The following is a 12,688-nucleotide window of genomic DNA, read 5'->3' as shown; positions in this document are numbered from 1 at the left end:
CTGCCCGCTGGAGCCGCCCCGTGACCCGCCCCGTGACGCGCCACGTCCCCGACCACGTCGAGGGCGCGATCACCGTGCGTTCTCCCGCCAAGATCAACCTCCACCTCGGCGTGGGGGCCCGGCGCGCCGACGGGTACCACCCTCTGGCCACCGTCTTCCACGCCGTCGGGCTCTACGACGACCTGGTGGTGACGCCGGCCCAGGAGTGGAAGCTGACCCTGACCGCGGCCGGCCACGTCGACACCGACCAGGTGCCCGGGGGCGACGACAACATCGTGGCCCGCGCGGCCGCGCTGTTCGCCGAGCGCGCCCCCGAGCGTGTCCGCGGCCGGTCGGCGCACGTCCACATCACCAAGGAGATCCCGGTCGCCGGGGGGATGGCCGGCGGCTCCGCCGACGCCGCCGCCGCCCTGGTGGCCCTGGACCGGCTCTGGGGCCTGCACACCAGCGACGACGACATGGTCGCGCTCGCCGGTGAGCTCGGCAGCGACGTCCCGTTCGCGCTCTTCGGCGGCACCGCGCTGGGCACCGGCCGCGGCGAGGTCGTCGACCCGGTCCCCGACGAGGGGCCCTGGTGGTGGGTGGTCGTGCCGAGCGAGGAGGGCCTGTCCACGCCCGACGTCTACGCCCACTTCGACCGGCTCCACCCCGACGCGCCGGCCGAGCCGGCGTACCCGACCGAGCTGCTGGCCGCGCTCGCCGCGCGGGACGCCGTACGGCTCGGGGCGGCGCTGCACAACGACCTGCAGGAGGCCGCCTGCGACCTGCGCCCCGAGCTCGGCGACGTGATCGCGGCCGGCGAGGCCGCCGGCGCGGTGCGCGGCATCCTGTCCGGATCCGGGCCGACCTGCGTCTTCCTCTGCACCTCCGGCGACCACGCGCGCGACGTCGCGGCGACCCTGGCCGCGGACCACCCCGTCGTCCTGGTCGCCAACGGCCCGGTGGCCGGCACCCACCTGCTCGAGTACGCCTGATGGAATGCCCCTGATGGCCTCTGACAACCTGCTCAACCTGGAACGCGTCTCGAAGTCCTACGGCGTGCGGCCGCTGCTGGCCGACGTCTCCCTCGGGGTGCTGGCCGGCGAGCGGATCGGCATCGTCGGGCGCAACGGCGACGGCAAGACCACCTTGCTCGAGGTGATGACGGCCCGCGAGGAGCCCGACGAGGGCCGGGTCTCGCGCCGCCGCGGCCTGCACACGGGCTACCTGCACCAGGGTGACGAGCTCGACGAGGGCGCCACCGTCCGCGAGGTCGTCCTCGGCGGCCGCGCCGACCACGAGTGGGCCGCCGACTCCCGCACCCGCGAGGTCGTCGAGGTGCTGCTGGCCGGGGTGTCGCTGGACCGCGTGGTCCAGGGCCTGTCCGGCGGCGAGCGCCGCCGCTGCGCGCTGGCCGCGCTGCTGCTCGACGAGCACGACCTGCTGGTCCTGGACGAGCCCACCAACCACCTCGACGTCGAGGCCGTGGCCTGGCTGGCCGCGCACCTGGCCCGTCGCAGCTCCGCCCTCGTCGTGGTCACCCACGACCGCTGGTTCCTCGACGAGGTCTGCCAGTGGACCTGGGAGGTCCACGACGGCGTCATCGACGTCTACGAGGGCGGGTACGCCGCGTTCGTGCTGGCCAAGGCCGAGCGCTCGCGCCAGGCCGCCTCGGCCGAGCAGCGCCGCCAGAACCTGGTCCGCAAGGAGCTGGCGTGGCTGCGCCGCGGCGCCCCGGCCCGCACCTCCAAGCCGAAGTTCCGCATCGACGCGGCCACCGTGCTGATCGAGGACGAGCCGCCGCCGCGCGACACCCTGGCCCTGCAGCGCTTCGCCACCCAGCGCCTCGGCAAGGACGTGATCGACGTCGAGGACGTCGACCTCGCCCGCGGCGAGAAGCAGCTGCTGCGCGGCGCCACCTGGCGGATCGGCCCGGGGGAGCGGATCGGGGTGGTCGGCGTGAACGGCGCCGGCAAGACCTCGGTGCTGCACCTGATCGCCGGCTCGCTGCCGCCCCAGCAGGGCACGGTCCGTCACGGCCGCACCGTCTCCCTGCAGCACCTCACCCAGCACGTCGACGACCTCCCGGCCGCCGACCGGGTGCTCGACACGATCGAGGCCACCGCCCGCGTGACCAGGACGGCGGACGGCGAGATCACCGCCTCGTCGATGCTCGAGCGGTTCGGCTTCACCGGCGACAAGCTCACCGCCCGCATCGGCGACCTGTCCGGTGGCGAGCGGCGCCGCTTCCAGCTGCTGCGGCTGCTGCTCAGCGAGCCGAACGTGCTGCTGCTCGACGAGCCCACCAACGACCTCGACATCGAGACCCTGAACGTGGTCGAGGACTTCCTCGACAGCTGGCCGGGCACCCTGGTGGTCGTCTCGCACGACCGGTACTTCCTCGAGCGGGTCACCGACAACGTGCACGCCCTGATGGGCGACGGCACGATCGCGATGCTGCCGCGCGGCGTCGAGGAGTACCTCGAGCGGAGGGCGGCCGACGTACGCCGTGAGTCCGCCGCCGCGTCGGCCCTGGCCTCGGCCGGTGCCCCCGTCCGGGCCCTCGGGGGCGCGGAGGAGCGGGTGGTCCGCAAGAACCTGGAGCGCCTCGAGCGGCGGCTGGAGAAGCTCACCGTGCAGGAGACCACGCTGTCGGCCGAGCTGGCCGCCTTCGCCGAGGCCAACCCCGACGACTACACCGGCCTCGGCGACATCAGCCGTCGCCAGCAGCAGCTCGCGGCCGAGAAGGACGCCGTCGAGGAGGAGTGGCTCGAGGCTGCCGAAGCCCTCGGATGAGCCACCCGAAGAAGCCCGTCGCCGACCCGCTCGACGGCCGCCGGGGCCGGATCGGTGACGCGCCCCGGTGGGTCGTCGTGCCTGTCCTGGTGGTCTTCGTCGGCCTGAGCCTGACCTTCCTGGTGGTCGTGGTGGGCGGGGGTGTCCTGCTGACCTCCACGACGGGCGTGCAGGAGACCCGGTACGACGTCCTGGTCGGGTGGGTGTTCTCCGGAGTCGTGGTCGTGGTGCTGATGCGCCTCCTGCACGACTACCGGCGCCGGCGGCCGCTGTTCCAGGTCGACCGTGCCTACTACCGGCTCGCGACCTTCTTCATCGGGATCTACGGGGCGATGGGGTCGGGGCGTGTGGGGACGGTGGTCGCGGCGCTGATGCTGCTGCACAGCTTCGTCCTGGACCGGCAGGTGCGTGAGAGCCCGGGCCCGTCACCGGCCTCGAAGGAGCACCGTGAGTGGCTGGAGCGCGGCGGTCGATAGTCCCTGACGAGATCGTCGTGGGACCGGCCGGATCGCGACGATCTCGTCAGGGACTATCCCCGTTCAGGCGTCGAAGGGGGCCAGCAGCCGGCGGAGCATCGCGGCCAGGTCGTCGCGGTCGGCGTCACCGAGGTCGGCCAGCAGCGCCCGCTCGGCCTCGAGCAGGGCGGTGAACGCGCCGTCGACGGCCGTCCGTCCCTCCGCGGTCAGCCGCACCAGCACGCCGCGGCGGTCGGCGGGATCGGGCAGCCGCTCGACGTAGCCGCGTGCCGTCAGCCGGTCGACGCGGTTGGTCATCGTCCCGCTGGTCACCAGCGTCTCGCGCAGCAGCCGCCCGGGGGAGAGCTCGTACGGCTCGCCCGCACGGCGCAGCGCGGCGAGCACGTCGAACTCCCACGGCTCGATGCCGCGGGCGCTGAAGGCGCGGCGGCGGGCCAGGTCGAGGTGGCGGGACAGGCGGCTGATCCGGCTGAAGACGGCGACCGGGCTCAGGTCGAGGTCGCCGCGCTCGCGCGCCCACGCCTCCACCAGCTCGTCGACCTCGTCCCTCACCCGGCCGAGCGTACGCCATGCATCGAGAATCTTGACATCAAGACAAATCGGTCGCAGGGTGGGTCTGTGCCTCTCCACACCTGGGACCCCGACCGCTACCTGACCTACGCCGACGAGCGCGGCCGGCCCTTCGTCGAGCTGGTCTCGCGGGTCGGGCACGAACAGCCGCGCGACGTCGTCGACCTGGGCTGCGGGCCCGGGAACCTCACCGCGCTGCTCGCCGAGCGATGGCCCGATGCCCACGTGGTCGGCCTCGACTCCAGCGAGGCGATGGTCGAGCGGGCCCGCGCCGACCAGCCGGACGGGCCGGTCGAGTACGAGGTCGGCGACGTCCGGGAGTGGTCGCCCGCCGGGCCGGTCGACGTGGTCGTCACCAACGCCGCGCTGCAGTGGGTGCCGGACCACCTCGACCTCCTCGGGCGGCTCGTGGCGCAGGTGCGCCCGGGCGGCTGGTTCGCGATGCAGGTGCCCGGGAACTTCGACCAGCCCAGCCACGTGCTGCGCGACGAGCTCGCGGCCGAGGCGGCGTACGCGATGTTCACCGCCGGCGTCGCCCGTCCCGCGGCCCACGACGCCACCACCTACCTGACCGCGCTGACAGCGCTCGGCTGCGAGGTCGACGCCTGGGAGACGACGTACGTCCACCTGCTGCGCGGACCGGACCCGGTCCTGACCTGGGTCAGCGCGACCGGCGCCCGGCCCACCCTCGAGGCGCTGCCGCCCGACCTGCGGGAGCGGTTCAGTGCCGAGCTGGGCCGCCGGCTCGCGGAGGCGTACCCGCCCGTGCCCGGGCCCGACGGGGACCCCGTCGTGCTGATGCCGTTCCGCCGCGTCTTCGCCGTCGCCCACGTCGGGACCGAGCTGTGAGCCTGCTGCTGCACCACGTCCAGGTCGGCTGCCCGACCGGCGGCGAGGACGACGCCCGACGCTTCTGGGTCGACGGCCTGGGGATGACCGAGGTCGCCAAGCCGGCGCCGCTGGCCGGCCGCGGCGGTGTCTGGTTCCGGGCGTACGACGGCCCCGCCGCCGACGGGCGCGTCACGGGCGAGGTGCACGTGGGCGTCGAGGATCCCTGCGCCCCGCCGCGGCGGGCGCACCCGGCGCTGCTGCTCGACGACGAGGTCGCGCTCACGGCTGCGGGGGAGCGCTTGCGTGGGCTGGGGTTCGACGTCGACGACCGGGAGCGGGAGACGTTCCCGGGCTACCAGCGGCTGCACGCCCGCGACGCGCACGGCAACCGGGTCGAGCTGCTGGCCGCCGACCCGGCCTAGACCGCGGCGGACGGTGCGGAACCCCCGGGGGTGTGCCTCGTTGACCGGTGAGCACCCGTCCCCCTCGGGTGCGGGCACGCCCCTCGGAGGCCCCATGTGAGGTCGCCCCAGGTGGGGGCCACCGTGACGGCGGTGGGGGACAGGATCGAGGTCACGTGCACCTCGGTGCCGGCCTCGAGCGGGGCCTCGGCGCGGGCGTTGACCCGCACGACGTGGCCCCCGAGCAGGACGCGTACCGAGCCGAAGCCGTCGGCGGGGATCGCGCTGGTCACCGTGCCGTCGCGGCCGACCAGGTCGTCGGCGCTCGGCGTGCCGTCGCTGCCGCCGTCCTTGACCAGCCGGGTCAGCCACACCGCCATCCAGCCGAACAGCACGCCGGCGACGGCACCGGCGCCCAGGCTGAGCGGCAGCGGCAGGCCGACGCCGTCGGCGATGGCGCCGCCGAAGCCGAAGGCGGACACGAACGCGCCGATCACGGCGGTCGAGAACACGTCACCGGCGAGCGCGTCGAGGGCGCCGTCGAGCACGTCCCCGAGGACCAGCGAGACGAGGATCAGCGCCAGGCCGAGGCCGCCGAGCACGAGGAGGACGGTCACGGCGCGGTCCCTCCGGAGCGGTACGGCACCCGGACTGTCCAGGTCCCCGCGACCCTAACGGGTCTTTCGTCCCGGCTGGGGCGGTTCACGGGAGACCGCTCCCGCCGGCGGGACTCCACGCGGTCAGGTCGAGGACCAGGTCGGCGCGGTGGCGTACGCCCTCGACCAGGACGGCGTTCGGGTCGTCGACGGAGGCCACCCAGGCGGCCGCGTCGGCCGCCGACTTCCCGTACGCCTCGTGCCGTGCCAGCAGCCTGCCCCGCCGCAGCGGCTCGTCCACGACGACGTGCCAGACCGCGTCGAGCGGGGTGCGGACGGCCGCCCAGCGGGGCTCGTCGAGCAGCAGGTAGTTGCCCTCCGTGACGACCAGCCCGGTCTCCTCATGCGCCTCGTCCGGCACCGCGACCGCCCCGGCCAGCGGCTGCTCCAGGTCGCGCTCGAACGCCGGCGCCACGACCGGCGCCTCGCCGGCCCGGCGCTCGCGCACCCGGGCGAGCAGGGCGGCGTACCCCTCGGCGTCGAAGGTCTCCGGCGCCCCCTTGCGGGCCAGCAGGCCGCGTCGGCGCAGCTCGACGTCGGCGTAGTGGAATCCGTCCATCGGCACCACCCGCCCGCCGAGCCGCAGCGCGAGCGCCGCGGCGAGGGTCGACTTGCCGGCGCCGGGCGACCCGCTGACGCCGAGCAGGCGCACCTGCGGACCGAGCAGGCTGTCAAGCTCGCGGCCGTCGGGGGAGAGGCGTACGACGGGGGGCGCGGTCACGGGGTCATCGTGCCCGAGCCGGTCAGCCACGTCCCCAGGCGACGAAGCCCGACCCGTCGGGCGGGTCGATCGCGGCGACGTGAGTGACCTCGTCGGTCTCCCAGGACCAGTCGAGCACCACGACCTCCGCCCGGACGCTCTCGACCCGGATGACGGCGGATCCACCGTCGAGCGCCAGGGCCTCGAGCAGCACCGGGCCGGAGGGGTCACGGACCAGCCTGGCCACGGGGTCCCCGGTCGGCAGGTCGACCACGACGACCGAGGGGACGTAGGGGAGGTCGGAGTCGCCCAGGGGGCCGCCGGTACCGAGGTCGGCCTCGTCCAGGGTCAGCCCCGTGGCGAGCAGGGCCCGGTCGCCGTCGATCAGCAGCGGGTCCGTGGGGTCGCGGTCCACCGCGGTCCGCACGCGGGCGTCGCCCACCACGGCCTCCGTGCCGGACCAGACGAAGGGCGTGCCGTTTCCGGTGAACCCGGGGCCGGCGGGGTAGGTGGTCTCCCGGACCCGGCCGGTGACGGCCTCGACCAGGACGCTGCCGCGGTCGCCGTTCGAGACGAGCACCTCGTCTCCGGCCCAGCCCTCGATCACGACCGCCTCGTCGACCTTCCCGCCCGGGGAGAGCGGCACGGTCACGGTGGTGCCCCGGGTGAGGTCGGCGACCACCACGCCGTCGGACATGCCCAGCACGAGCCTCGTCGCGTCGGGGTTGAACGAGGTCGCCTGCAGGACGTCGGTGGCGGCCTCGCCGCCCGGGACGTCGACGCTGCGGAAGGTGCCGTCCGGTCCCAGCACCAGGGCGCCGGTCTCGGTGGCGACCGCCCAGCGCGCGAAGGGCAGAGGGGCGTCGGCGAGCGGCACCTGCGGCGCGGACCCGACGTCCACGACGTCGTCGCCGGCCCGGGGCCTGGTCTCGCGACCGATCAGGGGCCCCAGCAGGTCCTGCACCGCGACGTCCGAGGTGACGGTGCGGGTGGGGTCGGGCAGCCCGGTGGGCGCCTCGGCAGGCTGCAGCATCCCGGTGACCGACGGCCCGACCAGCGTCGGCACCACCGCCACGGCCGCCACGAGGGCGGCCACGCCGACCGCGGCGGCGGCCCGGCGGCGGCGTACGCGTCGTCGACCGCGCTCCCACGCACCCTCCGCGACCTGCGTCGGCGGCAGGTCGACCCCGTCGCGCAGGGCGGCCAGGTCCAGTCGCTCGTTCATCGAACCTCCTCCAGCAGGTCGCGCAGCTCGGGGGCGACCTCGCGCAGCCGCGCCAGCGCGACCGAGGTCTGCTTCTTGACGGTCCCGGTGCTCACGCCGAGGACGTCGGCGGCCTCGGCCACCGAGAGGTCCTCGGCGAAGCGCAGCATCAGCACCGCACGCTGCTTCTGCGTCAGCAGCAGGAGCGCGTCGGCGAGCCCGCCGCGGACCAGGGCCGCGGCCTGGCCGTCCGGCGTACCGGCCCCGCCCGGGCGCTCCGGGCGCTCCGGGGTCTCCGCTCGCGTCACCTCGCGGCGGTGCTTGCGCCACCACGAGACGTTGCCGCGGTAGACGACCGTGCGGACCCAGGCGTCCGGGTTGCCGTCGCGCAGCACGTCCCAGCGCGTCGCGACGGTGACCAGGGCCTCCTGGACCAGGTCCTCGGCGCGGTGGAAGTCGCCGGTCACGAGGTACGCCGTGCGCACCAGCGCCTGCTGGCGGGTGCGGGCCCACTGCTCGAAGGACTCACGTCCCTGCTCCTTCACGGCTCACCACCGCCTCCGGGGTCCGGGTCGTCCGCTGCGTGCTCACACCCATCCGAACGCACGGGGGCCGCCGGGGGTTGAAGCCGCGCGGGAGTAAACCCGCTGGTCCCGGCGCTCTGTGAGAACTAACCTGGAGGTATATGACCCACGCTCACGACTTCACCCTCGACGCCGAGCTCGACGCCACCACCACCTGGGACGACCAGGACGGCGACTTCGAGTCGGGCTACGCCGACGACACCGACGGCACCGAAGCCAAGACCGCCATCCCGAAGGCGGACCGGAGCAGGCCGGGCTACTCCACCGGGGACCTCGACCTGGTCGAGCGCCACGAGCTGCGCCGTGTGGCGAGCCTGCGCACCGAGCTCGAGGACATCTCCGAGGTCGAGTACCGCCAGCTGCGTCTGGAGCGCGTCGTGCTGGTCGGGGTGTGGACCGGCGGTCGCGTCGAGGACGCCGAGAACTCGATGGCCGAGCTCGCGCTGCTGGCCGAGACGGCCGGCTCCGAGGTGCTCGAGGCGATCTACCAGCGCCGGCAGAACCCGGACCCCGCGACCTACATCGGGCGCGGCAAGGTCGAGGGCCTGGCCGAGATCGTGCTGGCCACCGGCGCGGACACCGTGGTGTGCGACGGGGACCTGGCGCCGAGCCAGCTGCGCAACCTGGAGGACAAGCTCAAGGTCAAGGTCGTCGACCGGACGGCGCTGATCCTCGACATCTTCAGCCAGCACGCCAAGAGCCGTGAGGGCAAGGCCCAGGTCGAGCTGGCGCAGCTGAGCTACATGAAGCAGCGCCTGCGCGGCTGGGGTGGCAACCTGTCCCGCCAGGCCGGTGGACGGGTCGCCGCCGGTGCGGGGATCGGCAGCCGTGGTCCCGGTGAGACCAAGATCGAGACCGACCGGCGCCGGATCAACACCAAGATCGCCAAGCTGCGCCGCGAGCTCGCCGACATGCGGGGGACCCGCGACACCAAGCGCTCCCAGCGCAGCGACCGGCAGGTGCCGGCCGTGGTGATCGCCGGCTACACCAACGCCGGCAAGTCGTCGCTGCTGAACCGGCTCACCGACGCAGGCGTCCTGGTCGAGGACGCCCTGTTCGCGACGCTGGACCCGACCACCCGCAAGACGACCACGACCGACGGTCGCGTCTACACGATGAGCGACACGGTCGGCTTCGTGCGCCACCTGCCGCACCAGCTCGTGGAGGCGTTCCGCTCGACGCTCGAGGAGGTCGCCGACGCCGACCTCGTGCTCCACGTCGTCGACGGATCGCACCCCGACCCCGAGGGCCAGCTCACCGCGGTCCGCGAGGTGTTCGCCGAGATCGACGCCGACAAGGTGCCCGAGCTGGTCGTCATCAACAAGGCCGACCTGGCCGACCCGATGGTCCTGGCCCGGCTGCTGCAGCGCGAGCCGCACGCCGTCGTCGTCAGCGCCCACACCGGCGAGGGCATCGACGCCGTCCGCGCGGCCGTCGAGGCCGAGCTGCCGCACCCGACCGAGCCGTTCGAGGTCCTGCTGCCGTACGAGCGCGGCGACCTGCTCAACAAGATCCACCAGAACGGCGAGATCGACGAGCTCGAGCACACCGCCGACGGCACCCTGCTGCGCGGGCGGGCGCACGGCGGGCTGGCCGGCGAGCTGGCGGAGTACGCCGTCACCACCGCGGGATAGCCGCCGCGGGAGATAGTCCCTGACGAGATCGTCGTGGATCCTGCCGATTCGCAGCGATTTCGTCAGGGACTATCCCGGCTGGCGCCTCACCAGCCGGCCAGGTCCTTCAGCTCGGCCAGCATCTCCGCGAACCGGGTCACGATGCTGAGGTGACCCTCGCCGTCGAGCAGGTGGGCGGTGGTGCCGGGCACGTGCGCGGCCAGCCAGCGGCCGCGGGCGAGCGGGACCATCGCGTCCTCGGTGCCCTGCCAGACCGCGGTCGGCACCGTGATCCGGCCCGGGTCGAAGCCCCACGGCGAGACGATCGCGAGGCCGTCGTCGCGGACCCCGCGCACGCCCTGTGCGCCGGCCCGGTGGAACGTCTCGGCCACCCAGGGCGCCAGCCCGTCGGCCATCGCCTGCCGGTCGACCGGCGGGACCAGCCCGCCGAGGGCGGCGGCGAGCTCGTCGGTTCCGGTCCGCAGCACCGGCAGGAGCTCGGCGACGAGGTACGCCTCGTACGCCTCGCGCCCCTGCTCGGCGGCACCGAACTCCGCCACGTTCTCCGGCGCCATCCCGGCCGACCAGTCGAGCCCGGCGGCGTCGTGCGGCGCGACCCCGGCCAGCGACGTCGCGGCCCGGCAGCGCTCGGGCAGCAGGGCGGCGCAGGCCAGCGCCCGGGGACCTCCGCCGGACCAGCCCAGGGTCACGAACTCGGTGGCCCCGACGTCGTCGAGCAGCGCGGCCACGTCGTCCACGTCGTCGCGGACGCGGTAGGTGCCCGGGCGCGGCGACGAGGCGCCGTACCCCGGCCTCGACGTCGTCAGCATCCGCAGCCCGGCGTCGCGGGCGGCGTCGTCGAGGAGCGGGGAGCGTACGGCCGCCGACGGCTGGCCGCCGTGGACCACCAGCACCCGGCCGTCCGGGTCGCCGTCCTCGAGGACCTCGAGGTCGCGGCCGTCGGGCAGGGCGAGCAGGCGGGTGGTCGCGGTCACCCCGGGGATGCTCCTCCGCGGCCCGGGCCGCCGCAAGCACCGGCGGGCGGCAGGATGGGCGAGTGTTCCACCGCCACCCCTTCCTGTCCCTGGTCACCTTCGCCTACCTCGGCTTCGTGGCCTGGCTGACGCTGACCCCCGACCTCGCGCAGCGCGACGAGTGGGGCCTGGTGCTGCGGGTGGTCGACCGGCTGCAGCGCTACGACGAGCTGTCCTGGCTGACCTACGACCGCGCCGAGGCGCTGGCCAACGTGGCGCTGTTCGTGCCGGTGGGCCTGTTCTTCCTGCTGCTGGTCGGGACCCGGTTCTGGTGGGTGGCCTTCGGGCTCGGGATCGCGATGACGGTGGCGATCGAGACCGCGCAGCGCTCCATCCCCGGCCGGGTGCCCGACCCGCGTGACCTGCTGACCAACACCGCGGGGACGGTGATCGGCGTCGTGGTCGGGGTGGTGCTGACGGCCCCGGCGGCCGTACGCCGGGCGCGGCGCCGGCGCGAGGCCCCCGTGCGAGGATCGCGCCCGTGACCGAGGACGGGCAGGACCGGCAGGACGAGGGGCGGCCGCGGCACCCGCTGACCGGGCGCGCGGAGAGCGCGATCCAGGCGCGGCTGCTGACCATCCTGCGCGACGACGGCCCGCTCTCGCGCACCCAGCTCGCCGACGCCCTCAAGGTCTCGCGGACCACGGTGGCCGTCGAGGTCGGCCGGCTCGGCGACCTCGGGCTGGTCCACGAGGTGGGGCCCGCTGCCTCCCGCGGCGGGCGCCGCTCGACGATCGTCGACCTGCACCCCGACCTCGTCTTCGTCGGCATCTCGATCGGCGCCACCGGGATGACGGTCGGGCTGACCGACGGCCGGCTGGCCGTCCGCGCCCAGCGCTCCTGCCCCACCGACGTCCGCGAGGGGCCGGAGGGCGTGCTGGAGAGCGCGGTCGCGCTGGCCCGGGAGCTGCTGGCCGAGATCGGCGTCGACCGCCCGGTCGGGGCCGGGATCGGGGTGCCCGGACCGGTCGACTTCGACCGCGGCGTCTCGGTGTCGCCGCCGATCATGCCCGGCTGGGACGGCTACCCGGTGCGCGACGTCGTCAGCCGCGCGCTGGGCTGCCCGGCGCTGCTCGACAACGACGTGAACGTGCTCGCCGCCGGCGAGCTGCACGCCGGGGTCGCCCGCAGCTCGAAGGACTTCCTGTTCGTCAAGATCGGTACGGGCATCGGCTGCGGGCTCGTCGTCGACGGTCGGGTCTACCGCGGGGTCGACGGCTGCGCCGGCGACATCGGCCACATCCGCGTCGAGGAGTCCGGCCCGACCTGCGCCTGCGGCAACACCGGCTGCCTGGAGTCCTTCGCCGGCGGCGCGGCGATCGCCCGCGACGCCACCGTGGCCGCCCGGGCCGGGCGATCTCCCGGCCTGGCGGCGCTGCTCGCCGAGCGCGGGGTGCTGACCGCCGCCGACGTCGGCCAGGCCGCCACCCACGGCGACGCGGTCGCCCTGGAGCTGGTCCGCGAGAGCGGCCGGCGCGTCGGGCAGGTGCTGGCCAGCCTGGTCTCCTTCGTCAACCCCGGCCTGATCGTGATCGGGGGAGGGCTGACCGGCGTCGGGCACTCCCTGCTCGCCGAGATCCGCAGCGTCACCTACCGCCGCTCGCTGCCCCTGGCCACCGGCAACCTGCCGATCGTGCTCAGCGAGCTGGGCGACGAGGGCGGCGTGGTCGGCGCCGCGCGCCTGATCAGCAGCTCGGTGTACGCCGCGGGCTGACCGGCGGGGGGCGCGGCGGGCCCGCCCCATGCGCCACACCGGCCCCAGGAATCCCCGCTCAGGCGGGGGTTCCCCGGGTTCGCGCGCCTTGCAAGGGACAACAACCCGGGGAATCCCCGCTCGAGCGGGG

General features: G+C 74.8%; 14 protein-coding genes. 8 read left to right on the top strand and 6 right to left on the bottom strand.

The features are described 5' to 3' along the window. The 3 genes from GV155_RS15950 to GV155_RS15940 all read left to right on the top strand — a co-directional run. On the top strand, positions 1–974 hold a 974-nt coding region (locus tag GV155_RS15950; protein WP_328820810.1), incomplete at its 5' end, for a 4-(cytidine 5'-diphospho)-2-C-methyl-D-erythritol kinase. Positions 975–987: 13 nt separating this feature from the next. Further along, positions 988–2,775 carry an ABC-F family ATP-binding cassette domain-containing protein gene (locus GV155_RS15945; protein ID WP_201300201.1) on the top strand — a complete coding sequence of 596 codons (1,788 nt, stop codon included), beginning with the start codon at positions 988–990 and terminating at the stop codon, positions 2,773–2,775. After that, complete coding sequence (locus tag GV155_RS15940; RefSeq protein ID WP_160009544.1) at positions 2,772–3,251, top strand: hypothetical protein; 480 nt, start codon at positions 2,772–2,774, stop codon at positions 3,249–3,251. Before GV155_RS15945 ends, GV155_RS15940 begins: the two co-directional genes overlap by 4 nt. A 63-nt stretch (positions 3,252–3,314) precedes the next feature. Here GV155_RS15940 and GV155_RS15935 read toward each other — a convergent pair whose 3' ends face one another. Beyond that, complete coding sequence (locus GV155_RS15935) at positions 3,315–3,803, bottom strand: MarR family winged helix-turn-helix transcriptional regulator (protein WP_160009542.1); 489 nt, start codon at positions 3,801–3,803, stop codon at positions 3,315–3,317. Positions 3,804–3,869: 66 nt separating this feature from the next. On the opposite strand from GV155_RS15935, the gene GV155_RS15930 reads away from it, so the two are divergent. Both GV155_RS15930 and GV155_RS15925 read left to right on the top strand, forming a co-directional pair. Then, positions 3,870–4,670 carry a methyltransferase domain-containing protein gene (locus tag GV155_RS15930; protein WP_160009540.1) on the top strand — a complete coding sequence of 267 codons (801 nt, stop codon included), beginning with the start codon at positions 3,870–3,872 and terminating at the stop codon, positions 4,668–4,670. Beyond that, positions 4,667–5,074: a VOC family protein gene (locus GV155_RS15925; RefSeq protein ID WP_236554364.1), complete on the top strand. Its 408-nt coding sequence runs from the start codon at positions 4,667–4,669 to the stop codon at positions 5,072–5,074. Before GV155_RS15930 ends, GV155_RS15925 begins: the two co-directional genes overlap by 4 nt. Here the strand turns inward: GV155_RS15925 and GV155_RS15920 are convergent. The 4 genes from GV155_RS15920 to GV155_RS15905 all read right to left on the bottom strand — a co-directional run bounded on the left by GV155_RS15920 (position 5,071) and on the right by GV155_RS15905 (position 8,158). After that, positions 5,071–5,670, bottom strand: coding sequence for an NfeD family protein (locus GV155_RS15920; protein ID WP_160009538.1), 600 nt, complete (start codon positions 5,668–5,670; stop codon positions 5,071–5,073). The two genes, GV155_RS15925 and GV155_RS15920, sit on opposite strands and share 4 nt — an antisense overlap. 85 nt (positions 5,671–5,755) lie before the next feature. After that, positions 5,756–6,430, bottom strand: coding sequence for a nucleoside/nucleotide kinase family protein (locus GV155_RS15915; protein ID WP_236554363.1), 675 nt, complete (start codon positions 6,428–6,430; stop codon positions 5,756–5,758). 22 nt (positions 6,431–6,452) lie between these two features. Further along, complete coding sequence (locus tag GV155_RS15910; protein WP_160009536.1) at positions 6,453–7,634, bottom strand: hypothetical protein; 1,182 nt, start codon at positions 7,632–7,634, stop codon at positions 6,453–6,455. Continuing rightward, positions 7,631–8,158, bottom strand: a complete 528-nt coding sequence (locus GV155_RS15905) for a SigE family RNA polymerase sigma factor (protein WP_160009534.1) — start codon at positions 8,156–8,158, stop codon at positions 7,631–7,633. Before GV155_RS15905 ends, GV155_RS15910 begins: the two co-directional genes overlap by 4 nt. A gap of 140 nt (positions 8,159–8,298) precedes the next feature. Here GV155_RS15905 and hflX point away from each other — a divergent pair, with 140 nt between their 5' ends. Beyond that, positions 8,299–9,831 carry a GTPase HflX gene (gene hflX, locus GV155_RS15900; protein WP_160009532.1) on the top strand — a complete coding sequence of 511 codons (1,533 nt, stop codon included), beginning with the start codon at positions 8,299–8,301 and terminating at the stop codon, positions 9,829–9,831. Positions 9,832–9,917: 86 nt separating this feature from the next. Here the strand turns inward: hflX and GV155_RS15895 are convergent, their stop codons facing one another. Then, positions 9,918–10,805, bottom strand: a complete 888-nt coding sequence (locus tag GV155_RS15895; RefSeq protein WP_236554362.1) for an alpha/beta fold hydrolase — start codon at positions 10,803–10,805, stop codon at positions 9,918–9,920. Between the two features lie 62 nt (positions 10,806–10,867). Between GV155_RS15895 and GV155_RS15890 the strand changes: the two genes are divergently transcribed. After that, on the top strand, positions 10,868–11,329 hold the full coding sequence (locus tag GV155_RS15890; RefSeq protein ID WP_160009530.1) for a VanZ family protein: 462 nt from the start codon (positions 10,868–10,870) through the stop codon (positions 11,327–11,329). Continuing rightward, positions 11,326–12,558 (top strand): ROK family transcriptional regulator, encoded by a 1,233-nt coding sequence (locus tag GV155_RS15885; protein WP_236554361.1) that lies wholly within the window; start codon positions 11,326–11,328, stop codon positions 12,556–12,558. The genes GV155_RS15890 and GV155_RS15885 overlap by 4 nt, the downstream gene beginning before the upstream one ends. Positions 12,559–12,688: the final 130 nt, after the last annotated feature.

Source organism: Nocardioides sp. AX2bis (genome assembly GCF_902506435.1).
Lineage (GTDB): Bacteria > Actinomycetota > Actinomycetes > Propionibacteriales > Nocardioidaceae > Nocardioides.
This window is presented reverse-complemented; position numbering and strand designations above follow the sequence as displayed.